Source organism: Kitasatospora sp. NPDC096147 (genome assembly GCF_044763225.1).
Classification (GTDB): domain Bacteria; phylum Actinomycetota; class Actinomycetes; order Streptomycetales; family Streptomycetaceae; genus Kitasatospora.
The window spans coordinates 48,574-73,505 of sequence record NZ_JBIWFX010000013.1; the positions used below are offsets into that span (position 1 = coordinate 48,574).

21 protein-coding genes and 1 tRNA gene are annotated in these 24,932 nt (G+C 72.6%); 8 read left to right on the forward strand and 14 right to left on the reverse strand.

Annotated features, from left to right (window positions below; all coding sequences use genetic code 11):
- Nucleotides 1-141: 141 nt before the first annotated feature.
- Nucleotides 142-1,185: an alpha/beta fold hydrolase gene (locus ACIRBX_RS30420; RefSeq protein ID WP_402301809.1), complete on the reverse strand. Its 1,044-nt coding sequence runs from the start codon at nt 1,183-1,185 to the stop codon at nt 142-144.
- The gene (locus ACIRBX_RS30425) at nt 1,182-1,904 is read right to left on the reverse strand and encodes a DUF998 domain-containing protein (RefSeq protein ID WP_402301812.1); all 723 of its coding nucleotides are present in this window, start codon (nt 1,902-1,904) and stop codon (nt 1,182-1,184) included. The genes ACIRBX_RS30420 and ACIRBX_RS30425 overlap by 4 nt, the downstream gene beginning before the upstream one ends.
- An 80-nt stretch (nt 1,905-1,984) precedes the next feature.
- Here ACIRBX_RS30425 and ACIRBX_RS30430 point away from each other — a divergent pair.
- From ACIRBX_RS30430 to ACIRBX_RS30445, 4 genes are all read left to right on the forward strand, one after another.
- Nucleotides 1,985-2,058, forward strand: a tRNA-Lys gene (locus ACIRBX_RS30430).
- A 223-nt stretch (nt 2,059-2,281) separates the two neighbouring features.
- Nucleotides 2,282-4,660, forward strand: coding sequence for a transglycosylase domain-containing protein (locus tag ACIRBX_RS30435; protein ID WP_402301815.1), 2,379 nt, complete (start codon nt 2,282-2,284; stop codon nt 4,658-4,660).
- Between the two features lie 242 nt (nt 4,661-4,902).
- Entirely contained in the window at nt 4,903-5,895 is a 993-nt protein-coding gene (locus tag ACIRBX_RS30440) for an EamA family transporter (RefSeq protein ID WP_402301816.1), read from the forward strand.
- Nucleotides 5,896-6,071: 176 nt separating this feature from the next.
- Nucleotides 6,072-6,725, forward strand: a complete 654-nt coding sequence (locus tag ACIRBX_RS30445) for a DNA alkylation repair protein (protein ID WP_402302084.1) — start codon at nt 6,072-6,074, stop codon at nt 6,723-6,725.
- An 81-nt stretch (nt 6,726-6,806) separates the two neighbouring features.
- Here ACIRBX_RS30445 and lepB read toward each other — a convergent pair whose 3' ends face one another.
- On the reverse strand, nt 6,807-7,580 hold the full coding sequence (gene lepB / locus ACIRBX_RS30450) for a signal peptidase I (RefSeq protein ID WP_402301818.1): 774 nt from the start codon (nt 7,578-7,580) through the stop codon (nt 6,807-6,809).
- A gap of 321 nt (nt 7,581-7,901) precedes the next feature.
- Entirely contained in the window at nt 7,902-8,288 is a 387-nt protein-coding gene (locus tag ACIRBX_RS30455) for a chorismate mutase (RefSeq protein WP_402301820.1), read from the reverse strand.
- Between the two features lie 213 nt (nt 8,289-8,501).
- Here ACIRBX_RS30455 and ACIRBX_RS30460 point away from each other — a divergent pair, with 213 nt between their 5' ends.
- Together ACIRBX_RS30460 and ACIRBX_RS30465 are read left to right on the forward strand one after the other, a co-directional pair.
- On the forward strand, nt 8,502-8,927 hold the full coding sequence (locus ACIRBX_RS30460) for an OsmC family protein (protein WP_402301822.1): 426 nt from the start codon (nt 8,502-8,504) through the stop codon (nt 8,925-8,927).
- A gap of 319 nt (nt 8,928-9,246) precedes the next feature.
- Nucleotides 9,247-11,160, forward strand: a complete 1,914-nt coding sequence (locus tag ACIRBX_RS30465; protein WP_402301825.1) for a putative bifunctional diguanylate cyclase/phosphodiesterase — start codon at nt 9,247-9,249, stop codon at nt 11,158-11,160.
- Between the two features lie 120 nt (nt 11,161-11,280).
- Here the strand turns inward: ACIRBX_RS30465 and ACIRBX_RS30470 are convergent, their stop codons facing one another.
- The 4 genes from ACIRBX_RS30470 to ACIRBX_RS30485 all read right to left on the reverse strand — a co-directional run bounded on the left by ACIRBX_RS30470 (nt 11,281) and on the right by ACIRBX_RS30485 (nt 15,296).
- A complete protein-coding gene (locus tag ACIRBX_RS30470; RefSeq protein WP_402301827.1) occupies nt 11,281-11,925 on the reverse strand; it encodes a response regulator in 645 nt (214 codons plus the stop codon).
- Entirely contained in the window at nt 11,916-13,007 is a 1,092-nt protein-coding gene (locus tag ACIRBX_RS30475) for a sensor histidine kinase (RefSeq protein ID WP_402301828.1), read from the reverse strand. Before ACIRBX_RS30475 ends, ACIRBX_RS30470 begins: the two co-directional genes overlap by 10 nt.
- Before the next feature lie 187 nt (nt 13,008-13,194).
- Nucleotides 13,195-13,896: a DedA family protein gene (locus ACIRBX_RS30480; RefSeq protein ID WP_402301831.1), complete on the reverse strand. Its 702-nt coding sequence runs from the start codon at nt 13,894-13,896 to the stop codon at nt 13,195-13,197.
- A gap of 254 nt (nt 13,897-14,150) precedes the next feature.
- Nucleotides 14,151-15,296 (reverse strand): LLM class flavin-dependent oxidoreductase, encoded by a 1,146-nt coding sequence (locus ACIRBX_RS30485; protein WP_402301833.1) that lies wholly within the window; start codon nt 15,294-15,296, stop codon nt 14,151-14,153.
- A gap of 649 nt (nt 15,297-15,945) precedes the next feature.
- Between ACIRBX_RS30485 and ACIRBX_RS30490 the strand changes: the two genes are divergently transcribed.
- The gene (locus tag ACIRBX_RS30490) at nt 15,946-16,545 is read left to right on the forward strand and encodes a DedA family protein (RefSeq protein WP_402301835.1); all 600 of its coding nucleotides are present in this window, start codon (nt 15,946-15,948) and stop codon (nt 16,543-16,545) included.
- Nucleotides 16,546-16,960: 415 nt separating this feature from the next.
- Complete coding sequence (locus ACIRBX_RS30495) at nt 16,961-18,235, forward strand: hypothetical protein (RefSeq protein WP_402301838.1); 1,275 nt, start codon at nt 16,961-16,963, stop codon at nt 18,233-18,235.
- Nucleotides 18,236-18,399: 164 nt separating this feature from the next.
- Here the strand turns inward: ACIRBX_RS30495 and ACIRBX_RS30500 are convergent, their stop codons facing one another.
- The 6 genes from ACIRBX_RS30500 to ACIRBX_RS30525 form a co-directional block, all read right to left on the reverse strand.
- Nucleotides 18,400-19,248: an alpha/beta fold hydrolase gene (locus ACIRBX_RS30500; RefSeq protein ID WP_402301841.1), complete on the reverse strand. Its 849-nt coding sequence runs from the start codon at nt 19,246-19,248 to the stop codon at nt 18,400-18,402.
- A 182-nt stretch (nt 19,249-19,430) separates the two neighbouring features.
- A complete protein-coding gene (locus tag ACIRBX_RS30505) occupies nt 19,431-20,597 on the reverse strand; it encodes a branched-chain amino acid ABC transporter permease (protein ID WP_402302085.1) in 1,167 nt (388 codons plus the stop codon).
- A gap of 74 nt (nt 20,598-20,671) precedes the next feature.
- Nucleotides 20,672-21,553, reverse strand: coding sequence for a branched-chain amino acid ABC transporter permease (locus tag ACIRBX_RS30510; protein ID WP_402301843.1), 882 nt, complete (start codon nt 21,551-21,553; stop codon nt 20,672-20,674).
- Nucleotides 21,553-22,392, reverse strand: a complete 840-nt coding sequence (locus ACIRBX_RS30515) for an ABC transporter ATP-binding protein (protein WP_402302087.1) — start codon at nt 22,390-22,392, stop codon at nt 21,553-21,555. The genes ACIRBX_RS30510 and ACIRBX_RS30515 overlap by 1 nt, the downstream gene beginning before the upstream one ends.
- A 110-nt stretch (nt 22,393-22,502) precedes the next feature.
- A complete protein-coding gene (locus tag ACIRBX_RS30520; RefSeq protein WP_402301846.1) occupies nt 22,503-23,324 on the reverse strand; it encodes an ABC transporter ATP-binding protein in 822 nt (273 codons plus the stop codon).
- Nucleotides 23,325-23,329: 5 nt separating this feature from the next.
- Nucleotides 23,330-24,649, reverse strand: a complete 1,320-nt coding sequence (locus ACIRBX_RS30525) for a substrate-binding domain-containing protein (RefSeq protein ID WP_402301849.1) — start codon at nt 24,647-24,649, stop codon at nt 23,330-23,332.
- Between the last annotated feature and the right edge of the window lie 283 nt (nt 24,650-24,932).

Sequence of the window (24,932 nt, forward strand, 5' to 3'; positions counted from 1 at the left end):
GGCCTACCAGGTTTGAGGCTTTCTCGCGGCTTTTTAGGCACAGATCACACCGAAGGAGAGCGCGCCGCCGCCCGCGCGCCCCTTGGGGCGCACACGACCGGCACCCGGACGGACATCCACCCCCGCTGCGCGCCAGGGCCGTTACACCGAGGGGGCGTCCAGCACCGCCGCCGCGACCGCCTCCGGCCCGTCCCACATCACCAGGTGCCCGGCCGGGACCACCTCGCGGTACTCCGCACCGAGCAGTACCGCCAACTCCCGCTGCCGGCCGAGCCACCGCTCGTCCGGCCGAGCCGCCGCGGCCAGCACCACGGCGGGCGCCCGGAGCGGGGTCGTGCGCCGGAGCACGTCCAACTCGGCGGCCACGTCCAGGTACCTGGTGTTCTCCGCCAGGACGGAGCGGAGCATCCGGCCGGTCCGGTAGCAGCGCCGGACCGACTCCGCCGGGGCCGGATCGCGGTGCGCCGCCGTGGTGGCGGCCGCCACCGCGCGGCGGGCCAACGGGCCGAGCAGGTACGGCAGCCCGGCGGCGGCCAGCACCGTGCCGGTCACCCGGGCCGTCAGGTCCCGGAGGGCCCGCGCGGGCGCGGGCCGCGCCTGCGGCTCGGTCGAGCCGTCCAGCAGCACCAGGGCGGCGGTGCGCTCCGGGTACAGCCGGGCGAACGCCTCGACGTGGAAGGCCGCGATCGAGTGCCCGACCACCGTGACCGGCCCCACGGCCCCGGCGGCCGGCTCGCTCCCCGTACCCGCCGCCCCCCTTGCCGCCGGTGCCTCGCCGCCGGCTCCCGCTCCGGCTTCGGCCTCCGCCTCGGCCTCCGCTTCACCACCGGTCACACCCCCGGCTCCCGTTCCGGCCCGATCCCCCGTCAGGACCTTCTCCCGGATCAACCCGTCCAGCAGCGCGGCGATCCGGTCAGCCTCCCCGCGCGCGGTCGGCGGTTCCGGCGCGAGCTCGCTGAGGCCGTGCCCCGGTCGGTCGAACCGCACCACCGTCCGGTGCGGTTCGAGCAACGGCACCACCGCGTCCCAGTCGAACCAGCAACAGCCGAGCCCTCCGCTCAGCACGACCACCGGCCCCTGCCCGGAGACCCGGACGTGCAGCGCCCGCCCACCGATCCGAAGGAATCGCGCCTCCTCCCCCTCTTCGCTCCGCCGCCCCTGGACCCGCCCCTGACCGAACGTCACCCTTGCCCCTCCACCTTCTCCTCCGTCGATCCACCCGAATCCGTCACATGCCCCGCCCCGCCGACACTGACCGCCAGCACCGCCAGCCAGAGCGCGATCAGCAGGATCTGCGAGCGCTGCCCCGCCCCCAGGGTCCAGGTGCCGTGGCCGGCCTCGAACGCCGCGATCGCCCCCAGGCTCCAGCAGGTGGCCAGCAGTTCGGCGGCCACCAACCACGGCCCGTACCGCGCCAGCGGCGGCCACCAGCCGTACCGGCGGGCCGCCGTGGTGAGCAGCACCACCGCCCCGATCGCGCCCACCATCGCCAGGCTGGAGCTGATCGCGTGCGCCGTGTGGGTGGCGGGCACCAGACCAGCCGTCTCCCGGGCCGCGCACTCCGGATCGGCGGTCGGGGTGCAGCTCAGCGGGAGCCGCGAGTCCACCGCCGTGGCCAGACCGAACAGGGCCAGGGCGGCCCAGCCCGCCAGTGCCCACGGCCGCCGCTCCAGGCACCACAGTGCCGTCCCGGCCCCGGCCAGCACGGCCAGCCCGGCGACCAGGTCGGTGGCCCGGAAGAGACCGCCCAGCGGTTGGTCCTCGGCGGCGAGCTCGCTGACGTAGGTCTGCACCGGATCGAGTCCGGTGCTCACCACCACCTCCAACACCCAGGCGGTGTAGGCGACGGCGCTGAACAGCAGGAGGGCGCGGACGGCCCGGACGGCGGCGGCACTGCTCGACATCAGGTCAGCCTAGGCGCACGGGCGGCGGTAACCGATTCGGTGCTTCCGGGCCGACCGTGTAGTGTTCTCTTCGTCAGCAGGCGCCGCTAGCTCAGTTGGTTAGAGCAGCTGACTCTTAATCAGCGGGTCCGGGGTTCGAGTCCCTGGCGGCGCACAGACAGCCGAAGGGCCCTCCATTCTCGAATGGAGGGCCCTTCGGCATTCGCGCGTTCGCCCACCCGCCCTCCGGTGCGCCCGTGGCCCATATCACCTGATCGTTACGCAACCAAGACAGATAAGGCTGTTCTCAGGAAAATCAGGACAAAGGTCCCTAACGGCTGCCCCTTCGGCCGAGGCAGGCTGGCACGGTTCTCCGTCCGTCCGCGAAAGGCCGACCCTTGCCCCGCCCCACCCCGAACGGCCGCCTCCCGCGCCCGCAGCAGACCGGCAAGCGGCGGCCCCGCCGGACCGGGTGGCGCCGGCTCGTCCCGACCTGGCGCTTCGCGCTGTTCAGCACGCTCGGCTGCGCGGTGCTCGGCATCGGCCTGTTCGCACTCGGCCTGGCCCTGGTCCAGGTGCCCGACGCGCACGCCCAGGCCACCCGGCAGAGCAACACCTGGCTCTACTCGGACGGCTCGCTGCTCACCCGGACCGGAGAGACCAACCGGCAGAGCGTGCCACTGGACCGGATCTCCGAGGCCGCCCGCCACGCGGCGATGGCCGCCGAGGACCGGAACTTCTACCAGGAGGGCGCGGTCAACGTGAAGGGCATGGTCCGGGCGGCGGTGAACACCGCGACCGGCGGCTCCACCCAGGGCGGCTCGACCATCACCCAGCAGTACGTCAAGAACGCCTACCTGAACCAGAAGCAGACCGTCTCGCGGAAGGTGAAGGAGCTCTTCATAGCCATCAAGGTGGACGCCACCGAGACCAAGGACGACGTCCTGGCGGCCTACCTGAACACCTCCTACTACGGCCGGGGCGCCTACGGCATCCAGGCCGCCGCCCAGGCCTACTTCGGCATCGACGCCAAGGACCTGAACCCCGCCCAGGGCGCCTACCTCGCCGTGCTGCTGAACGCCCCGAGCGCCTACGACGTCTCCACGGCCACCGAGAACGGCAAGCAGCGGGCCACCGACCGGTGGGCCTACGTGATGGACGCGATGGTCCAGGAGAAGTGGCTCTCCGCCGAGGACCGGGCCGCCGCCGCCTTCCCCGAGGTGCAGGCCCCGAAGAGCTCCCCCGGCCTCTCCGGCCAGGCCGGCTACCTGGTGAACGCCGCCACCGAGTACCTGACCACCAACAACGTGGTCACCGACGCCCAACTGGCCCAGGGCGGCTACACCATCAAGCTGAGCATCGACCCGAAGAAGCAGCAGGCGCTCCAGGACTCCGTCCAGCAGCAGCTGACCGACAAGCTCAAGCCGGACACCCGCAAGGTGGACGCGGCCACCCAGGCCGGTGCCGTCTCGGTGGACCCGAAGACCGGTGCCGTGGTCGCCCTGCACGGCGGCGCGGACGCCACCAAGCACTGGGTCGACAACGCCACCCGGCAGGACTACCAGGCGGGCTCGACCTTCAAGGCGATCGCGCTGGCCGCCGCCCTGGAGAGCGGGGCGACCACCCAGTCCGGACGGACCATCACCCCGGACACCGTCTACGACGGCACCTCGCGCCGCCCGGTGGTCGGCGGCAAGGGCACCCCGTACGCCCCGCCGAACGAGGGCGACCGCAGCTACGGCCAGATCACCCTCCAGCAGGCCACCGACTGGTCGGTCAACTCCGCCTTCGCCCAGCTCGCCCAGGACACCGGCCTGGCCAAGGTCCGGGACACCGCCATCGCGCTCGGCCTGCCGTCCGGCACCCCCGGCCTGACCGCCGACGCGTCGGTCCCGCTCGGTGTCGCCACGCCGAGCGTGCTGGACATGGCCGGGGTGTACGCCACCCTGGACAACGGCGGCCGGCAGATCACCCCCTGGCTGGTGCAGTCGCTGGAGCGCGGCGGCGAGGGGATCGGCCTGCCCGAGCACAAGACCACCCAGGCCGTCAGCGAGCGGACCGCCCAGCGGGTCACCACGATGCTGCAGGGCGTGGTGAGCAACCCCGGCGGCACCGGCTACCGGGCCAAGGAGCTCGGCCGTCCGACGGCCGGCAAGACCGGTACCACCGACGGCCACCGCTCGGTCTGGTTCGCCGGCTACACCCCCGAACTCGTCACCGTGGTCGCCCTGTTCGGGCAGGACCCGGCCAACGGCAAGCAGGTCTCGTTGAGCGGCACCGCCGGCCTGGCCGGTGCGGCGGGCGGGCAGTTCCCGGCCCAGATCTGGACCGCCTACATGAAGTCGGCCCTGGCCGGCCAGCCGGTCTCGTCCTTCGGCGGCTCCTCCGCCTCCGACGACGACTCCTCCTCGGCGGCGTCCTCGCCCTCCACGGCGTCCTCCCCCTCGGCGTCGAACGGTTCGAGCACCCGGACCCCGACCCCGTCGGACGCCCCCGGTGGCGGCAACCGCCCGACCCCCTCGGACACCCCGTCGACCCCGAGCGGCGGAGCGTCCTCGGCCACCTCCCAGCGGCCGGACCCGACCCCGAGCCGGACACCGCCCACGCCCACGCCCACGCCAACCCCGTCGGCCAAGCCCACGCCCACGCCGAAGCCGACCCCCACCCAGAGCCAGACCTCGGCCCCGAAACCCACGCCGACCGGCGGCGCGGTCGAGGAGACCGGCCAGGACCGGGGGCAGAGTCAGGGCCAGAGCGAGAGCCGGGCCGGGGGATAGTCCGCGCGGCGCAGCCCGCCTGACGGTACGTCAGCGACCGGTCCTGCCGGTCTCCCGGACCACCGGGAGACCGGCAGGACCGTCTGCCGTTGACAGCCCTTACCGAAGCGGTGCCCGGCTGACAGAATGCGTCGGTGCACAGCTCATCTCCGAAGCCCTCACCCCAGCCCTCCCCGCCGCTCGCACCCACGCCCGTGCCCGTTCCCGCGCCGGTAGCCGTGGCTGCGACTGCGCCCACGCCCGTGCCCGCGCCCGCGCCCGGCAGGCGTGCCTCGGCCCGGACCCTCGGCCTCACCCTCGCCCTGGTCTCGGCCGTGGCGTTCGGCGGTTCGGGCACGGCCGCCAAGCCGCTGATCGAGGCCGGGCTCTCCCCGCTCCACGTGGTCTGGCTCCGGGTCACCGGGGCCGCCCTCGTACTGCTCCCGCTCGCCTACCGGCACCGTGACGCCTTCCGTCGGCGCCCGAAGCTGCTCATCGGCTTCGGGCTGCTGGCGGTGGCCGGCGTGCAGGCCTGCTACTTCGCCTCGATATCCCGGATACCCGTCGGGGTGGCCCTGCTGATCGAGTACCTCGGGCCGCTCCTGCTGCTCGGCTACGTGAAGTTCGTCCAGCGCAAGCCGGTCTCCCGGGCCGCGACCATCGGGGCCGGGGTCGCCGTCACCGGCCTGGCCTGTGTGGTGGAGTTCTGGCACGGGCTCGCGTTCGACACCCTCGGGGTGCTGTTCGGCCTCGGCGCGGCCTGCTGCCAGGTGGGCTACTTCGTCCTGGCCGACGCCGCCAAGCAGGGCAGCGAACCGGTGGACCCGATGGCGGTGAGCGCGTTCGGGCTGCTGATCGGCGCCATCGCGCTGACCGTCTTCACCCGGCCGTGGACCGCCGACTGGAGTCTGCTCGGCGGCGACGTCACCATGAACGGCCGGGTGCTGCCCGCGCTCCTCCCGGCCGCCTGGATGGTGCTGGTCGCCACCGTGCTCGCGTACCTGACCGGTGTGGTCTCGGTGCAGTTCCTCTCTCCGCCGGTGGCCGGGGTGGTGGCCAACCTGGAGGCGGTGGTGGCCACCGTCACCGCCTGGTTCCTGCTCGGCGAGACGCTCGGACCGGCCCAGCTGGCCGGTGGACTGCTGGTACTGGCCGGCGCCTTCGCCGCCCAGACCAGCCGCCCTTCCGAACCTGCCGAACCCGCCCTGCCGGAACCCGTGCTGGAGGACGAGCGCCATAGGCTGACCACTCGGTGAGCGCGACTGACCGATCGGTCTGACGGTGTGTCCGTCCGGTGGTGCACTGGGTCGGTGGTGCGGCGGGTCGGTAGGTCGGTGGGTCGGTGACGCAGCAGGAGGTTGGGATGACCGGGACGGCGGCAGCGGACGGAGCGGGCCCCGGCGAGGCGCTCGCCGAGGTGCTGGCGGAGGTGATGGCTGAGCTCGCCGCTCTGGAGGATCCGAAGGTACGCCGGGTCAACGAGCGGCACGGCGACGACCACGGCGTGAACCTCGGCAAGCTGCGCGCCGTCGCCAAGCGGCTGAAGACGCAGCAGGACCTGGCCGTCGGCCTGTGGGCGACGGGTGACGGTGCGGCCCGGCTGCTGGCGCTGCTGATCTGCCGCCCGAAGGCGTTCGGCCGGGACGAGCTGGACCTGATGCTGCGTGAGGCGCGCACGCCCAAGGTGCAGGACTGGCTGGTCGGCTACGTGGTGAAGAAGAGCCCGTACGCCGAGGAGCTCCGGGTGGCCTGGTCGGCCGACCCCGATCCGGTGGTCGCCTCCGCCGGGTGGGCGCTGACCACCGAGCGGGTCGCCCGGAAGCCCGAAGGCCTCGACCCGGCCGGGCTGCTGGACCTCATCGAGGCCAGCATGAAGGACGCGCCGGACCGCCTCCAGTGGGCGATGAACCACTGCCTGGCCCAGATCGGGATCGAGCTCCCCGAGTACCGCGAGCGGGCGATCGGGATCGGTGAGCGCCTCGGGGTGCTCCAGGACTACCCGACCCCGCCGGGCTGCACCTCGCCGTACGCCCCGGTCTGGATCGCCGAGATGGTGCGGCGGCGGGACGACGCGACGACGGGCTGAGCCCCCGCCGCGTCGAGCGCCGTCCCGCCGGCCGCTTGCCTCCTACCGCTCACCACTGACCGCTGACCACTGACCACCGGCTCACTTCCCGGCCCAGCCGAACCAGTCCAGGTGACCGAGCGGCCAGACCACGGCGGTGGCCGGCCCCACCACGTTCTCCACCGGGACCGCGCCGCCGCCCGGGCCACCCTGGTGGTAGCGGGAGTCGGCCGAGTCGCTGCGGTGGTCGCCCTCGACCCAGACGTAGCCCTTCGGGACGGTGATCGGGCCGAAGGGCATGCCGGCGCAGGAGTCGTCCCCCGGGTGGAGGTACGGCTCGGAGACCGGCTTCCCGTTCACGCTGAGGGTGGTGCCGGTGCACGCGACGGTCTCGCCACCGGTCGCGATCACCCGTTTGACCAGGTAGTTGTCGTCCTTCGGAGGCAGCAGCCCGACGAAGCTCAGCACACCGCCGGCCGCGTCGGAGAACGAACCGCCGCTCGGTACGGGCTTGGGCAGCCAGCCGCCCGGGTCCTTGAAGACCACCGGCTCGCCCGCGCCCGGCTCCCAGCCGAGCAGCGGGGCCAGCTTGTTGACCGCGACCCGGTCACCGACCCGCAGGGTGTTCTCCATCGAACCGGACGGGATCGAGAACACCTGGAACAGACAGGTCTTGATGCCCAGGGCGATGACCAGCCCGAGCACGATCATCGCCGGGAACTCTGCCCACCAGGGCAGCCTGCGCCGACCCCGGATCCACCCGGGCGACCCCTTCGGCGAGGTGCCGGGGTCGCCCGTCCGGGCTTCGGTGGAGTCGGTCGGGGTCTCGACCGCCGAGCCGGGCGCCATTGCCGGGCCGGGTTGAGGAATCGTCACGGATCAGGCCGCCTGCGGAGGGAGATCGGGAGTGGTGCGGGCAGACCTGCCGGGGCGGGCGGCACTACGGGGCCTGGTCCGGCCCGGGTGGTGCTGGTTCGCCATCGCTGATCTGCCTTTCCGGAGGGTCCGGGGAGAACAGCACGCTAACGCCGCACCTGAACTGTCGCGAAATCAGACATTTAGCCGCTGTTGACGGCAAATCCTGCCAGGACTCCCCCGGGAAGGCGGACTGCGGAGCGGCCCGGTCCCGCCCCGGCGGACCGGAGCGGCGCGGCCGGGGACACCCGGCCCCGGCCGCGCCGGTGGCATCGCAGCCGGTCAGCGGGCCTGCGGCTCCCCCGCGATGGCCTCGTGGTGGCGGATCACCTCGGCGATGATGAAGTTCAGGAACTTCTCGGCGAAGACCGGGTCGAGGTGGGCGCTCACCGCGAGCTCGCGGAGCCTGGTGATCTGGGCCCGCTCCCGGGCGGGGTCGGCCGGCGGCAGCTTGTGCTCGGCCTTCAGCTTGCCGACCCGCTGGGTGGCCTTGAAGCGCTCGGCCAGCATGTGGACCACGGCGGCATCGATGTTGTCGATGCTCTCCCGCAGGGCGACCAGCTCGGCCCGGACCGCCTCGGAGACTCCCCCGTTGCCGTCCGCCGCATCGCCGGTGGCGGCCGCGGAACCAGCGGGAGTGGCATCGGAGTTCAGGGGCAGGTCCGTCATCGGGGTGGCTCTCCGGGGTCGGCTGGCTGGGCCCTGCAATCTAACAGGGCGAGCGGCGCCGGGGCCCGGCCGGACGACCCTGCGTCCGGCATCCGGACACACCCGCCCCGGGTCCGGCGCTTTGCCGGACCGGCCCCCGGGCGCCCCGTAGGCTGGGCGCGCACGGACCGGAACTGACGGACCACCAGTCCCACAGCACATGGAGGACCTGACATGGCAACCACTCGCACCGCGCACACCGCCTGGGAAGGCAACCTGGTCGACGGCAAGGGCGAGACCACCTTGGACTCCTCCGGCATCGGCACCTTCCCGGTCTCCTGGCCCTCCCGTGCGGAGCAGGCCAACGGCAAGACCAGCCCGGAGGAGCTCATCGCGGCCGCGCACTCCGCCTGCTTCTCGATGGCGCTCTCGCACGGCCTGACCGGCGCCGGCACCCCGCCCACCAAGCTGGACACCAAGGCGGACGTGACCTTCCAGCCGGGCACCGGCATCACCGGCATCCACCTGACCGTGGTCGGCGAGGTGGCCGGGCTCGACGAGGCCGGCTTCGTCAAGGCCGCCGAGGACGCCAAGGCCAACTGCCCGGTGAGCCAGGCGCTGGCCGGCACCACCATCACCCTGAGCGCCAGCCTCGCCTGAGGCAGCGACCCGATCCACCGGGTCACCCCGCTCCTCCGCCCATCGGTTCGCCCGCCGATCACCTGCCGGGTCGTCAACCGGTAGTGCGAGAGGGGCGCATGCGCCCCCGGTGTGCACCATCCGGTGCACACCGGGGGCGCCGCCATGAGCAGGGCTTCTCGTCCCGAAACCCTGACGAATCACCCTCGCGGCGGTCGTCACCGCAACTTCGCGCGTCCTATGATCACCGCAGTGTCGCGAGCCGACCCGATGCCCTCCACCCGGCATCGACCGAGGCAGCGGCCGTGCGATCAGCATCAGCAGCGGACGGGAGCGTGCCGTGCCGGGTCGGAACGAGGGGCCCGACCGCCGTTGTCCGGTCTGCTCCGCGCCCCTGGGCCACGAGGACCGGCACCCCGGCGCACTGCTCGCTGCCCTCCAGGCCAGCGAGTCCCGCTTCCGGGCCGCCTTCGCCGACGCCGGGATCGGGATGGCCCTGGTCGGGCCCGACGACCTGATCATCGAGGCCAACCCGGCGTTCGCCGCCATGATCGGGTACGAGGCGCCCGACCTGGTGGGCACCCACATCCACGAGATCATCGACCCCGAGGACACCCCGCGCCGCCTCTACCTGGAACTGGTCCGGGGCGAACGCGACCGGCTCCGGGTGGAGAAGCAGCTCAAGCACCGCGACGGCCGGGTGGTGTGGAGCAACGTCACCATCTCGCTGATCCGCAACGGCTCCGGCGAACCGATGTACACCCTGGCCATGGTCGAGGACGTCACCGAACAGCGGCTCCTCGGCGACCAGCTCGCCTACCAGTCCCTGCACGACCCGCTGACCAGGCTGCCGAACCGGGCCCTGTTCTTCGAACGGCTGAATGCGGCCTTCGACTCCAGTGCCGCCGGTGCCGGTACTGCGAGTGCCGTCGGCACTGCCGGTGCCGACAGTGGTGCTGGTGCTGGTGCAGTTGACGGTGGCGTCAACGGCCGGGGTGGTCGGGTCGGACTCTGCTACGTCGACCTCGACGGCTTCGCCGCGATCAACGAGACGCTGGGCCACCACATCGGGGACGAGCTCCTGGTCGCGGTGGCCGCCCGTCTGGAGCGCGGCTTCGCCCGGGGCGAGGGCCGGCTGGTGGCGCGGCTGGGCGGGGACGAGTTCGCCGTCCTGGTCTGCGACAGTGCCGGGAGCGAGCAGCTGACCGGGCTCGCGGCCGATCTGATCAAGACGCTGGAGGAGCCCTTCGACGTCGCCGGGCAGCAGTTGGCGGTGACCGCCAGTGTGGGTGTGGTGGAGCGTCAGGTCCGCGAGACCACGCCGACCGACCTGCTCAAGGACGCCGACGCGACGCTGTACTGGTCGAAGTCGGACGGCCGGGCCCGCTGGACGCTCTACGACCCGGCCCGGGGTGCCTACCAACTGAGTCGGCAGCGGCTGGCCACCGCGCTGCGCCCGGCGCTGGAGCGCGGGGAGTTCGCGGTCGAGTACCAGCCGCTGGTCGGACTGGCCGACGGGACGGTGCACGGCGCCGAGGCGCTGGTCCGCTGGCGCCACCCCCGGTACGGGACGATCTCGCCCGACCGCTTCATCCCGCTGGCCGAGGAGTCCGGCGCGATCGTTCCGCTCGGCAAGTGGGTGCTCGAGGAGTCCTGCCGCCAGGCCAAGCGCTGGCTGACCGAGTTCCCCGACGCCGAGACCTTCGTGAGCGTCAACCTGGCGGCCCGTCAGATCTGGGACTCGGACGTGGTAGCCGACGTCGCCAACGCGCTGGCGACCACTGGCCTGCCCGCCCGACTGCTCCAACTGGAGATCACCGAGAGCGCCGTGCTCGGCCCCGGCGGCCGACCGGTCCAGGCCCTCCAGGCGCTGGCCGACATGGGCGTGCGGATCGCCATCGACGACTTCGGCACCGGCTACTCCAACCTCGCCTACCTCTCCCGGCTGCCGGTGCACGTCCTCAAGCTGGACGGCAGCTTCATCGCCGGATTCCGCGAGCCGGGCCCCGGCGGCCGACCGGACAAGCGCTCCCGGCGCACCGACGCGGACGAGCAGATCGTCGGAGCGATGGTCCAACTCGCCCACGCCCTCGGCCTCACCGTCACCGCCGAGGGGATCGAGAACGCCTCCCAGGCCGAACGGCTCCGCCTCACCGGCTGCGACACCGCCCAGGGCTGGTACTTCGCCCGCCCCGGCGAGGCCGACCGGGTGTCCGCCATGCTGCGCGAGGACCGCGCCCGCTCGGGCTCCTGAGGCAACGGGCCCCGAGACGACGGACCCCGGCGCAACGGGTCCTGATGGAGCGGGTCCTGACCTTCCGTCGGCTGGGCGGCACCGGTCGCCGCCGCCCGGCGCCCGTCACCCCGTGCCCGGTCAGACCTCCAGGTAACGCAGGACGGCCAGGATGCGGCGGCTGTAGCCGGTGGCGTGGCCGAGCTCCAGCTTGTCGAAGACCGCGTTGAGGTGCTTCTCCACCGCACTGAGCGAGACGTGGAGCTTCCCGGCGATGGCCGCGTTGGTGTGTCCCTGGGCCAGCGCCTCCAGGACACTGCGCTCCCGCGGGGTCAGCCGGGCCAGCGGATCCGCGCGCGTGGTCCGGACCACCAGTTGCCGGACCACCTCCGGGTCGATCGCCGCCCCGCCGGCCTCGACCCGCTCCAGCGCGTCGAGGAACTCCTCGACCTGCGCCACCCGGTCCTTGAGCAGGTACCCGACCCGCTCGGCCCCGGCGGCGAGGAGCCGGGCCGCGTAGCTGCGCTCGATGTACTGGGAGAGGACCAACACCCCGACCTCCGGCCAGCGTTCGCGGATCTCCACCGCTGCCCGCAGGCCCTCGTCGGTGTGGGTCGGCGGCATCCGGATGTCCACCACCACGACGTCCGGCCGCCGTTCGGCCACTTCCCGGAGCAGGGCGGCGGCATCGCCGACCGCTGCCTGCACCTCGTGCTCCTCCTCCGCGAGCAGGCGGACCAGCCCCTCCCGCAGCAGGGTCGAGTCCTCGGCGATGATCACGCGCACGGCAGCTCCGCAGTGATGACGGTCGGTCCCCCGCAGGGGCTGTCGATGTGCAGGGTGCCGTCCAGGGCGGCCACCCGTCCGCGCAGGCCGGTCAACCCGCTGCCGCCGGGATCGGCGCCGCCCACACCGTCGTCCTCGATCCGCACCGTGAGCACCCTCCGGTCCGGCGGCCCGTCCCGGAGGGCGACCCGGACCGATACCGCCGAGGCCCCCGAGTGCTTGGCGGTGTTGGTGACGCACTCCGAGACCACGAAGTACGCCGCCGTCCGCACCGGATCCGGCAGCGGCGCCGCCACCTCGTAGCCGAGCCGCAGCGGGACGGTGCTCCGCTCGGCCACCCCGCCCAGGGCTTCGGCCAGGCCGAGGCTGTCCAGGGCCGACGGGTACACCCGCCAGGCCACCTCGCGCAGATCGGTGAGCACCTCCCGGGCCTCCTGGTGCGCCTGTCGCAGCAGCTGGTCGGCCCGCTCGGGATCACGACCGCGACGGGCCCGGCCGAGCAGCACGGCCAGCGCCACCAGGCGCTGTTGGACGCCGTCATGCAGATCGCGTTCGATCCGGCGGCGTTCGGCGTCCACGGCTTGGAGGACAGCGGCCCGGCTGTCGGCCAGCTCGGTGATCCGCTGCCGGAGCAGCTCGGCCTCGGAGGGGCCGAAGCAGTCGCGAGCCGTCCGGGCGTCCAACTCGACCAGGGAGTACAGCCCTTGGACCCCCAGGAAGAGCAGCACCCCGCCCAGCACCAGCTGGGTGAGCAGCTCGCCCCAGCCCAGCGAGCCCCGGAGCACCCCGCTGACCAGCAGTCCGGCCAGCACCGCCCCGAATCCCAGCAGTGCCACCACAGCCCCACAGACCAGACCGGCCCCGGTGCGCACCGCCAGGTAGTGCAACTGCCGTCGGTCGGCAGCCCGGTAGTGGTCCGGGAAGCCGTCCCCGAAGAAGGCCGAGCGCCGGGCCCGCTCCAGTGCCACCAAGCGGCGGACCCCGGCGTACAGCCTCGTCGATGCGGAGCCCCTGGTGCGGGGCCAGAGCAGGAACGGGCCGAGCAGGAGCCCGGCGAGCACCAGGTACAACGCGGCGGGCACGGCGGTCAGGCAGCCGAGCAGGACACCCGTCGCGCGCAACGGTCGTGACGCCGGGTCAGGAACACGGTCCGATCGGCCCCGCTCCACCCGGCGCTGTCCTCCGTGCCCCCACATGGGGTCCGAGCTTACGTCGCTCGGGCCGGGGTGCCGGGGGCGCGGTCCGCCGACCGCGCGGCCCTCCTCCCGTTCACCGGGCACGGCGGTGCTGGGCATTGGCCCGTGCGCTGGCACGGCCGCGGGCACGGGCACGGGAACGGCCGCGCAGACGGACCGTCAGGTAGCCGATCAGGGCGGCGGCCACCAGCACCACGACCAGCTTGGAGAGCACACCCACATAGGTCTCCACCACGTCCCAGCGATCACCGAGTTGGTAGCCGGCCAGCACCAACACTCCGTTCCAGACCAGGCTGCCGACCGTGGTCAGTGCGAGGAAGACCGACAGGGGCATCCGCTCGACTCCGGCCGGGACGGAGATCAGGCTGCGGAAGATCGGCACCATCCGGCCGAGCAGCACGGCGCGTGTGCCGTGCCGGGCGAACCACTGCTCGGTCCGCTCCAGGTCCGAGACCTTCACCAGAGGCAGCCGGGCCCAGACGGCGTGCATCCGCTCCCGGCCGAACAGCGCGCCGAACCAGTAGAGCACCAGGGCGCCGACCACCGACCCGAGCATGGTCCAGAACAGTGCCGAGGTGAGACTGAGCACGCCCTGCCCGGCGGCGAAGCCGGTCAGCGGCAGGATCACCTCGCTGGGCAGCGGCGGGAAGAGGTTCTCCAGGGCGATCACCAGGCCGGCCCCCGGGCCGCCCATGGTGTCGATCAGGCCTGCGGCCCAGCCGGCCACGCCGTCGGCGGGCTGGGCGGATGTGGCCAGGTGGACGAGCTGTCGCATCGGGTGGTCTCCAAGCCGGAAGTCCTCCGCCGGGGCGGTCGCCCCGAGCACCTCCACGCTAGGAATCGCAGGTCAGCACCGGTATGAGGGTCACCTTCGAACCGCCCTGCGGTTTCCCGCACCCCGGTGGGCACGAGAAACCGCAGGGCGACCGGGCGGGCGGCCCGCCGCCTGCCGTTCGGTCGACCGACCAGTCAGGCAGTCGGGCAGTCGGGCAGTCGGGCAGTCGGGCAGTCGGGCAGCCTGAGGGTCGGTCAGCCCGTCAGCCCGTATGCCTCGGCGATCAGGCGGTAGGAGCGGAGGCGGTTCTGGTGGCCGTGGATGTGCGAGGTGACCATCAGCTCGTCGGCTCCGGTCCGCTTGCGCAGTTCCTCCAGACCGTCGGCCACCTCGCCCGGCAGTCCGATCACCAGGTTGGCGAGCCAGCCCTTCATGAACTCGCTCTCGGCTGCGCTGTAGGGGTAGGCCTCGGCCTCCTCGGGGGACGGGATGAGGTCCGGGGTGCCCTTACGCAGCCGGAGCATCGCCAGGCCGGAGGAGCGGGCCAGCCGGAGGGCCTGCCCGGGCTCCTCGGAGGCCACCGCGTTGACGCCGATCAGGGCGTAGGGCGCGTCCAGCACCGCCGACGGGCGGAACGAGCTGCGGTAGAGGTCGAGCGCGGGCACCGTGTTGGCCGCGCTGAAGTGGTGGGCGAAGGCGAACGGCAGGCCGAGCCGGCCTGCCAGTTGGGCGCTGAAGCCGGAGGACCCGAGCAGCCAGACGGGCGGGCGGGACGCGTCGCGCGGGACCGCGGTGAGCCGGGCGTAGGGGTGGCCGTCGGGAAAGTCGCCGTCCAGGAAGTGGGTGAGCTCGGAGAGTTGGAACGGGAAGTCGTCCGGGCCCTCCTCGGTGCCGCGTCGCAGCGCCCTGGCGGTCGCCATGTCGGTGCCCGGGGCCCGACCGAGGCCGAGGTCGATCCGGCCCGGGTGGAGGGCCTCCAACATGCCGAACTGCTCGGCGATCGCCAGCGGAGCGTGGTTGGGCAGCATCACGCCCCCGGAGCCGAGCCGGAGCGTGGAGGTGCGGGCCCCGAGGTGGGCGAGCAGGACGGCCGGGGTGGAGCTGGCGACGCCGGGCATGCCGTGGTGCTCGGCGACCCAGAACCGGTGGTAGCCCAGTTGCTCGGCCTGCTGGGCCAGCGCGGTCGTGGTGGCGAGGGCCTCGCCGGGCGAGTAGCCGATGCCGACGGTGGCCAGGTCGAGGATGGAGAGCGGGGCCGGTGCACTGCCCCGGGGAGTCCCTCGCACCGGGTCGGCGGCCGGGTCGGGGCCGGTATCGCTGCCGGCGGTACCGCCGCCGGTACCAATGCCGGTGGGCTCGGTGCCGGACCGCTCGGTCCGCTGCTCGTCCTCGAAGGTCATGCCGGTCTCCTCCTGCTGACGTACGGGTGCTCTTGGCGCAGCCACTGTCCGGGCTCCCACAACCGGATCGGTGCTCCGTCTGTTCCCCGGTTCCGGATGGTGTGACGCACCGGACGGAAGGGCCCGAAAGGGTACGAACTGCGGAGAACGAACTGACGGAGTCGCCCGGCTCCGCCGGGCTGCCGGGTGCCCCGGCGGCCCGTCCGGGGGATCGTCCGCGAGCTGATGATCCGCCAGGGATCCTTCCAGCTTGGCGGTTTGCCGCCACCGCCAGAACCCGCCAGACGCAGGGGTCGCGCCGCACCAGCCGAATGCGGCAGGCTACAGATCAGTGACGGAGGGGAATCGCCCACCGCACCCCACCTGCAAGGTCGGCGGGCTGGACCAGTGCCGCTGGACCCCCGCGAGCCCCTGGAGCGGCACCCCGCCCCAGGGGCTTGCGCCATTTCGGCCGCACCCCGTTTCACCGATACAACGTCAGGTCGCCCGACCTCCGCGACCTGCCTCCCGACCCCCGCCGCGACCGCCGGGCGCGATGCTGTGACGCGGGACACAAGGGGGTGCTTAAGGACATGAAACGTCTACCCGCTAGCGTTGGTTCCCGTAGCCACCTGGACGCCTCCAGGCGACTGGAGTCAGGGAGCTCGCCTTGGATGCCGCAGCGGTAGTAGGACCGGCGTGGATCTGCGCACTCGCGCTGTGCGCCGTACTCGGCGACGCCTTCATCCCCTTCATCCCGAGCGGCACGCTGGTGATCCTGGCGGTGCTCAACACCACCGAGACGGACGGCGCCCCGCTGATGCTGGCCGCGGGCGTGGCCGTCGCTTCCTTCCTCGGGGACCTGGTACTGCTCAACCTGGCCCGGCGCGGCTCACCCGCCGTGCAGCGCCGCCTCGATCACCGGCCGGAGCTCGCCGCCAATGTCGCGCGGCTCCAGCAGTACCTGACCAGTCAGACCAGCCGGACGGCCGCCCTCCTGGTGATCGTCGCCCGCTTCGTCCCGGCCGGCCGGACCATCCTCGACCTGGCGGTCGGTCACTCCGCCGACTCCACCCGCCGCTTCCTCCGGCTCTCGGCGCTCGCCGCGCTGATCTGGGCCAGCTACATCGTCAGCCTGGGCTGGGTGAACAGCCACTGGTTCCACACCGACTGGCTGAGCCTGGTGGTCTCCTGCGCAGCCGCCACCGCGATCAGCACCACCGTCGCCCGCATGGTCCGACGCCGCCGACGCGAGTTCGCGCTCACCTGACCGTCCCGGGCCCGGCATCCCGACCCCGCGTCGGCGCCGACACCGCCTCTGCCCTTACCCCTGCCCCTGCCCCTGCCCGAGCCCGACCGGGCGGGTGCGGCCCCGGCGCGGGCGAACCCGCCCGAGCCCACCTGGATCGGCGAGCGCCGTCGCTCGCTGCGGCCGACCCGGCCCCACCGTCAACTCGCTCCGCCGGTCCGGGCGGAACCATTCGGCGTGCCGGACCTGACGCTCTGTCCCAAGACTGCAACAAAGCTCCTGCCCCGGAGCCGGACGCCCCTTGTACTGCGTGCTGTTCAGCAGTCGAGGGGCGTTGGAGTCCCCGCCCCACCTCGTGGCATGCTGGCGCAGATATATCCATCAATATCCGATTTTTCCTGTCGGACGGTCGGATGCACTTACGGCTGGGGAGACCATGGGCAGCATCTCGCGCAGGACCGTGCTCAGTGCCACCGCCGCCACCGCCGCACTCGGTGCCGTGGCGGCCTGCGGCAGCAGCGGCGGTACGGGCTCGGGCACTACCGGCAGCACCGGCAGTGCCACCCCGAACGGTGGCTCCCCGAGCGCCACTTCGGCGAAGCCCACCGTGAAGGGAACCCCGCTCGGGGACGGCTCCAACGCGGACACGGGTGCCCAGCCGAACCAGCCGAAGCCCGAGAAGCTCAAGCCCGGCGAGCAGCCGCCGCAGTTCGTGGTCTTCTCCTGGGACGGTGCCGGCGGCACCGAGGACGGGCAGTTCCCCCGCTTCCTGAAGCTGGCCGAGCAGCACAAGGCCACCATGACCTTCTTCCTGTCCGGCATCTACGCCCTGCCGAAGGAGAAGTCCAACCTCTACCACCCGCCGAAGCACTCCGTCGGTGCCTCCGACATCCCCTTCCTCTCCGACGGCGCGGTGAAGAGCACCCTCAAGCTGATCAGCCAGGCGTGGACGGCCGGCCACGAGATCGGCACGCACTTCAACGGGCACTTCTGCTCGACCCGTTCGGACGGCAACGGGGTCAACAAGTGGACCCCCGAGGACTGGCAGAGCGAGATCGACCAGGCGATCTCCTTCGTGACCCAGTGGCGCACCAACACCGGCTTCACGGACGTCGATCCGCTCCCCTTCGACTACCGGAAGGAGCTGATCGGGGGCCGGACCCCCTGCTTGGAAGGCCAGAAGGCGCTGCTGCCGACAGCGGTCAAGCTGGGCTGGAAGTACGACGCCAGCTCGCCGGGCGGGCTGCAGATCTGGCCGCAGAAGGTGCAGGACGGGAAGATCTGGGACTTCCCGCTGCAGTCCCTCCCGTTCCCCGGGCGCGGCTTCCAGGTGCTCTCGATGGACTACAACATCCTCGCCAACCAGTCCGGCGGCAGCACCAAGGGCGACCCGTCGAAGTACGACGAGTGGCGGGAGCAGGCCAAGGGCGCCTACCTGGCCGGGTTCGACCGGGCCTACAACAGCAACCGGGCTCCGCTCTTCATCGGGAACCACTTCGAGCAGTGGAACGGCGGCATCTACATGGACGCCGTGGAAGAGACGCTGAAGACCATCGCCGGGAAGCCGGACGTCCGGTTGGTGTCGTTCCGTCAGTTGGTTGACTGGCTGGAGGTGCAGGACCAGTCCACGCTGCGGAAGCTGCGCACCCTCGGGGTCGGGAAGGCCCCCGAGGGCGGCTGGGGCGCCTTCCTGGGGACGCCCGCATCCTGAGGGCTCCCGAGCCCGATCCTGCGGGCAGGCGGCTCAGCGGGCTGCCGGGCTGCCGGGCTGCCGGGCTGCCGGATCGTCAACTCGGCGGCCCGGCGGAGCGGCAGCCCGGTGGATCGGTGGATCGGTGGATCGCAGCCAACTGGCAGGGCGGAGGCCTCCTATCCTCAAGCCTCGGGCCCTTGGGTCGCGAGCAGGCTGCGGACGACCCGGGCTGCGCCCTCCGGGCCGGCGATGATCGTGTAGTGGTTGGTGTCCGGCACCGCCGCCACACCGACCCGGGCCGGATCCAGCCCCGCCTGCTCGATCCGCGCGGCGTCGTAGAGGCCCTGCTGCTGATCGAGCAACCCGCGCTCGGCCCAGAGCAGTTCGGCCCGGCAGGGCAGTCGGTGGATCGCGGTGGCCGCATCCTGGTCCAGCAGCACCTGTCGACCGTCCTGGTGGATCGCCTCCGGTACGCAGGACGACCGCAACTCCGGCTCCTTGCCCACCAGGTCGCGCTGGGTGTACTCATCCAGCGTCGCCCGCCACCCGGCCGCGAAGGCGGGGTGGCGCTGCCAGAACGCCCGGTAGGCGTCCCGGCTCTCGAAGGTCATGTCCAGGCGTGCCAGCGCCGGACCGAGCACGGCGGCGAGCGCGTCGTCCTCGCTGACACCCGCCGGCAGCGGGAAGCTGACCGCACCGTCCACCAGGACCAGCGAGCCCACCAGTTCGGGATGACGGACGGCGGCCAGGGCACTGATCCAGGCGCCCATCGAGTGCCCCACCAGTCGCACCCCGCCGAGGCCGAGAGTGGCGATCAGGACGGCCAGGTCGTCGGCGTGCCGGGCCAGGCCGTACGGTCCGGCGACCTCCCGGCTCCCGGCCCGACCACGGAGGTCGGGCGCGACCAAGGTGGCCCGGCCGGCCAGTTGGCGGGCCACCTCACCCCAGGCCAGGGCGTTGGCCGTGATGCCGTGCACGGCCAGGATGGTGGGAGCGGCCGGGGCGACGGCCGGCCAACGAAGCACTGCCAACTCGCCACCCGGCACGGCGACGCTCAGTTCCTCAGGAGCGGCGGAGATCGATGCCTCGGCCGGAGCCTGAGCCGGCGCAGAAGCCAGGCCTGGGGCCAGGACCGGGACCGGGGCGGCAGTCGGCACGGAAGCCGGGGACGCGGACACGGGGTCCGACCGGTCGGGCGTGGCGGGTGTCGGGTTCACGCAGGATCACCTTCCAGGGAGCGGGCCGGAGTCGGGGCCTCGGCCGCGGTGCCGTCTGCGCGGACGGCACCGGCGACGGGGACGGCGGGTGCCGCACCGGTCCGGCCTGTGCGGATCCGGGCAGGCAGCCTGGCGAGGCCGCCGGGCAGCAGGTAGACCACTGCGACGAACATCGCTCCGAGCAGGAAGAGCGGCTGCGAGAGCGGCACCCGGAGCACCGCCGGGAGATCGGCAATGGCGGAGGAGTTGGCCAGGTCCCCCAGCCGGTGCCCGGCCCAGGTGTAGAGCACCCCGCCGAGCAGCGGGCCCCAGCGGCTGCCGGAGCCGCCCAGCACCACCATGACCAGGAGCGCCAGCGTCGCGTCCGAGCTGGCCGCCTGCGGGGTCGCGCCGCCGGTGAGCAGCAGGTAGACCACTCCGCCGAGCCCGGCCAGGCCGCCGGCGATCACGAAGGCGACCAGCTTGAAGCCGTAGGGTCGCAGGCCCAGCACCTCGACCCGGCGCTCGTTCTCCTTGATGCCCTCCCAGACCCGGCCGGTCGGGGAGTTGACGGTCCAGTGCACCACCGCGAGCGTGAGCACCAGGTACCCGAGGGCGATCCAGTAGAGGTTCGCGGTGTTCTCGATCCCGACCAGGGCGTCCGGCAGCAACTCGGCGGGAGCGGCCCGGCCCTCCTCGCCGCCGGTGACCCCGCCGGGGTTGCGCTGCACCAGGATCGAGCCGGCCTGGGCGAAGGCGAGCGTCACCATCGAGAAGCCGATGCCGGTCACCCGGAGGCTGACCGAGCCGAGCAGCAGCGCCAGGCTGACGCTGCACCCGACGCCGAACAGCGCGGCGGCGGCGAAGGGGAGTTGGAACTCCAGCATGCCGAGGTCGGTCCCGTACAGACCGGCGGCGAAGTAGAGCGCGTGGCCGAAGGAGAGCAGACCGGTACGGCCGAGCAGGAGGTCGTACCCGGTGGCCAGGGCCCCGTAGACCAGGCACAGGGCGAGCAGTTGAAGACTCCCGGGGCTGCCGAGCGGGCCGTCGAGCAGCCCCGGGACGGGAAGCGCACTATACGGGGCGACAAGGAACAGGATCAGCAGAGCGATCGGCCACCAGCGTAGGACGTTCCGCCGGGGAGCTGTCGAGACCTTCCCGATTGATTCACCTGTTCGAGGGATGGTGCGGACCGAGGTCGCCGGAGCAGACTGTTCGTCAGCGGTGCCACTGGTGCTCGTGGTTGAGGTGTTGGTGCTCACGCGAGCCTCCCGGTGAGTCCGCGCGGCCGGATGAGGAGCAGCACGGCCAGGAGCACGACGACCGAGAGGTCGCCCAGTCCGGCGGCGCCGAGCCCGGCGGACGCGGCGTAGTTGGCGAACTGCTGGACCAGACCGACCGCGACGGAGGCCACTGCCGCTCCGGTGACGGAGCCCATACCGCCCATCACCACCACCACGAAGGCGAAGACGAGCAGGCTGGTCCCCTGGCCGGGGTGGATCGAGCCGAAGTAGAGGCCGCTGAGCGCGCCGCCCAGGGCGGCAGCGGCTCCGCCGATCGCGAAGACCAGCGTGAACGCCCTGCGGACGTCGATGCCGAGGGCCGTGACCATCGCACGGTCCTCCACCCCGGCCCGGACCACCAGCCCGTACCTGGTGCGGTCGAGGAAGAGGCGCAGCGCCACCAGGACCAGGCCCGCCGCCGCCAGCAGGACGAAGCGATTGACCGGGACGATCGCTCCGAACAGGCCCACCGTGCCCGAGAGCGCGGCGGGTTGGGGGAACGGCCGGGAGTCCGCTCCCCAGATGCCCATCAGCAGGGCCGGCAATGCGAGACCGACGCCGACGGTGGCCAGGATCTGGTCCCGGGGCCGGCTGTAGAGAGGACGGATCAGTAGCAGTTCCAGCAGCACGGCCGCGACCGTGCCGACCCCCGTACCGAAGACCACCGCCAACCAGAAGCTCATCCCGCCCTCGGTGCCCGCCCACCAGGTGGCGTACGCACCGACCGAGAGCAGCGCACCATGGGCGAAGTTGAGCACGTCCATCAGCCCGAAGATCAGCGAGAGACCGGAGGCCACCAGGAAGTACAGCGCACCGAGGCCGAGGCCGGTGCACGTGAGGAGGACGACGGTGTCCATCAGGGAGCCACCTCCGTGGTGACAGGAACAGGGGAGGGGAGCGGAGAGGACCGTGCCGGGGCGGAGGACGACGAGGAGGGGAGCGAGGAGGACGGCGAGGAGTGAGCGGGCTGGGCGGATGTCGGGCGGCCGACTCCGAGCAGTCGGCGGGCGGCCTCCTCATCGGCCAACAGCGCTGCGGTGCCGCCCTGATGGGCGGTCCGGCCGTCGGCCAGCACCGCGCAGGTGCCGGCCAGGCGCCGGACCAGCGCGAGGTTCTGCTCGACCAGCAGGACGGGCACGGTCGCGGCGGCCCGCTCCAGCACCTCCGCCACCTCGGCCACGATCTTCGGCGCCAGGCCCTTGGTGGGTTCGTCGGCGATGATCAGTCGGTTGCCGTTCAGCAGGGTCCGCCCGATCGCCACCATCTGCTGCTGGCCACCGGACAGCGTTCCGGCCAACTGTCCTGCACGCCTCTTCAGTTCGGGGAAGAGCTCGTACACCAGGTCGTACGCGGGGGCGGCGTCCCGCTCCGCCAGCCGGAGGTTCTCGGCCACGGTGAGCCCCGCGAACACGCCCCGGTCCTCGGGGGCGTACCCGATGCCCTGACGGACCACCAGGTGGGTCGGCAGTCCGGCAAGTTCGGTCCCGGCGAACCGCAGGCTGCCGGTCCGGGGCACCAGTCCCATGACCGCCTTGACGGTGGTCGTCTTCCCCGCGCCGTTGCGGCCGAGCAGCGCGGTGACGCCGGTCGGCGCCACCTCGAAGTCCACCCCATGCAGGATGTGGAGACCGTCGATCACCACCCGGAGGTCCCGGACCGTCAGCAGCGCTCCGGCAGCGCCCGCTTGCCCGGACAGGGCCCTGGAGGTCCCGGACGAGCTCCCACCCGAACCGCCCCTTGAACCGTCACTGGAACCGCCGTCTGAGGTGCCGTCCGGTGAGACGGCCCGGGAAGCGAAGGAGTCGGTCACAGCCCCTCCCCCAGGTATGCCTGCTGCACGGTGGCGTCGGCCATCACCGCCGCCGGGGTGTCGAGCGCGAGCAGGGTGCCGTGGTGCATCACGGCCAGCCGGTCCGCCAGACCGAGCAGGACGTCCATGTGGTGCTCCACCATCAGTACGGTGCGGCCGAGGTCCCGGTGCACCGAGCGGATCAGCGCGGTCAGGGCCGGGACCTCCTCCGCGCTGACTCCCGCCATCGGCTCGTCCAGGAGGATCAGCCGGGGGTCGGAGACCAGCAGCACGGCCAGTTCGAGCTTGCGCTTCTCACCGTGCGAGAGGGCCCCGGCCAAGGTGTCGGCGCGGTGGGCGAGTTCGGTCCGCTCCAGAGTCTCGGTGACCTGGGGGGCGTACAGCCCGGCCCGACGCCAGATCCGGTACGAGGCGCCCGGCCCGGCCGCCGCCTGGGCGGCCAGCCGGACGTGGTCGGACACTGTCATCCCGGTCCAGAGCGAGGAGGTCTGGAAGGTCCGGCCGAGGCCCCGGCGGGCCCGGCCGTGCACCGACTCGGTGGTGATGTCGGCGCCGTCGAGTTCGATCGCCCCGTGCGTCGCCGGGTGGATGCCGGAGATCAGGTTGAAGAGGGAGGTCTTGCCGGCCCCGTTCGGCCCGATGAAGGCGATGAACTCGCCCTCCCGCACGTCGAACGAGACGTCCTCGACGATCGGCACCCCGCGCACCGACCAGCCGACGCCGCGCAGCCGCAGCACCGGACCGGCCGCCGCGACCACCTGGCCGACCGCCGTCGTCACCACCCCGGCGGGGGTACCGGATGATGCGCGCTCGGTCATCCGGATCAGCCCGCGATCTTGGTGGCCGGAGGCGCCACCCGGTCGGCCGGGATCACCTGCTCCACCGAGGGCATGGCGGAGGCCCCGGTGCCGGCCAGCTTCACCTGGAACATCGGCTGGAGCAGCGCGTGGTCCTCGGCCCGGACCGTCAGACGCCCCTTCACCCCGTCGAAGCTCCACCCCTCCAGCGCCTTCACCAGGGCGTCGGTGTCCTCGGCCGAGCCCTTGTTCGCCTCGATCGCGTGCACCACCATCTGGGCGGCCGTGAAGCCGTCCGGCGTGAAGATGTCCGGCTTGGCACCGGCCTTGGCCACCGCGGCGGTCATCGCCTTCTCCACCTCGGTGCCGGCCGCACCGTCGAAGTAGTGGTTCAGGAAGGAGATCTTCTCGGCCGCCGGGCCGAAGAGCGGGTAGGAGGCCGCCAGGTCGAGCCCGGTGACCACCTTGGTGGAGGCGAACACATCCTGCTGGTTGAGGGAGGTCCACAGCGCCGAGGCCGTCTCCCCCGCCCAGGCCACGAACAACAGGTCCGGCTTGGACGACTTGGCCTGCGTCGCGAAGGGGGTGAGGTCGGTCGCGCTCGGTGGCGCCAACACTGGCTCCACGATGGCCCCTTGCTCGCCCAGCACTGCCTTGACCGCTGCCACGTTGGCCTGCCCGAAGGCATTGTCCTGGGCCAGCACCGCGACCTTCTTGCCCTTGGCGTCACCGATGAACGAGGCAGCCGTCCGGATGTCCTGGTAGGATTGCCGCCCCGTGCGGAAGGTGTACTTGTTCAGCCCGGTGACCTTGTCGGCAGCGGCCGGGCCGCTGAGGAAGAGCACCTTGTTCTGCGCCGCGATCGGCCCCACCTGGAGCGCGACCCCGGAGGCGGTCGAGCCGGCCAGGATCTTGTGCCCCTTGCCGATCAGGTCCTTGGCCGCCGAGACCGCCTTGGCCGGATCGCCCGCGTCGTCCTGCTCGGCCAGTTCGACCGGGTGCCCGTCCACCGCGCCAGTGCCCTTGGTCGCGTAGTCCAACCCCGCCTTGAAGCCCTCCGCGTACTGCTTGCCGTAGGCCGCCAGCGGCCCGGTCTTGGAGTACACCAGGCCGACCTTGACCGGGCTCTTCGCCTCTCCTGCCGATCCCGCCCCACCCCCGGCGGCCGTGGTCCCGGCCGTCCCGGCCTTGGCGCAGCCCGCGCCCGTCAGGAGCAGTCCGCAGGCCGCAACCAGCGCGAGCCCACGCCGGGCCCGGCCTCCTCCGGGCTCCACGGGGGTGACCGGACGCCGCGCCTGACGGTCCGTCCGAGGTACGGATCTGGTGCTGCGGGAGGTGTGGGGCATGGTGTCCGACTCCTGACGGGGGCTGGGACTGCGGCTGGGGCTGGCTGCGGCTGCGGCTGCGGCTGCGGCTGCGGCTGCGGCTGCGGCTGCGGCTGCGGCTGCGGCTGCGGCTGCGGCTGCGGCTGCGGCTGCGGCTGCGGCCGGAACGACATCTGGGGCATGACGGGTACTGCGACGTGGCGGTACGGCGCCGGTCGGCACCGGGGTACGGCGCGGGCACGGCACGGTTCGGCTCAGCCGGCGCCGGGGCTCACCAGGGAGGCCGTCGGCGCGGCAGCGGTGG

Bases quoted from the DNA above. Each gene is read 5' to 3' on its own strand.
- ACIRBX_RS30510 (WP_402301843.1), bottom strand. From the start codon at position 21,553: ATGGACACCGTCGTCCTCCTCACGTGCACCGGCCTCGGCCTCGGTGCG.
- ACIRBX_RS30460 (WP_402301822.1), top strand. From the start codon at position 8,502: ATGGCAACCACTCGCACCGCGCACACCGCCTGGGAAGGCAACCTGGTC.
- ACIRBX_RS30480 (WP_402301831.1), bottom strand. From the start codon at position 13,896: ATGCGACAGCTCGTCCACCTGGCCACATCCGCCCAGCCCGCCGACGGC.
- ACIRBX_RS30485 (WP_402301833.1), bottom strand. From the start codon at position 15,296: ATGACCTTCGAGGACGAGCAGCGGACCGAGCGGTCCGGCACCGAGCCC.
- ACIRBX_RS30455 (WP_402301820.1), bottom strand. From the start codon at position 8,288: ATGACGGACCTGCCCCTGAACTCCGATGCCACTCCCGCTGGTTCCGCG.
- ACIRBX_RS30445 (WP_402302084.1), top strand. From the start codon at position 6,072: ATGGCTGAGCTCGCCGCTCTGGAGGATCCGAAGGTACGCCGGGTCAAC.
- ACIRBX_RS30520 (WP_402301846.1), bottom strand. From the start codon at position 23,324: ATGACCGAGCGCGCATCATCCGGTACCCCCGCCGGGGTGGTGACGACG.
- ACIRBX_RS30425 (WP_402301812.1), bottom strand. From the start codon at position 1,904: ATGTCGAGCAGTGCCGCCGCCGTCCGGGCCGTCCGCGCCCTCCTGCTG.
- ACIRBX_RS30525 (WP_402301849.1), bottom strand. From the start codon at position 24,649: ATGCCCCACACCTCCCGCAGCACCAGATCCGTACCTCGGACGGACCGT.
- ACIRBX_RS30495 (WP_402301838.1), top strand. From the start codon at position 16,961: ATGGGCAGCATCTCGCGCAGGACCGTGCTCAGTGCCACCGCCGCCACC.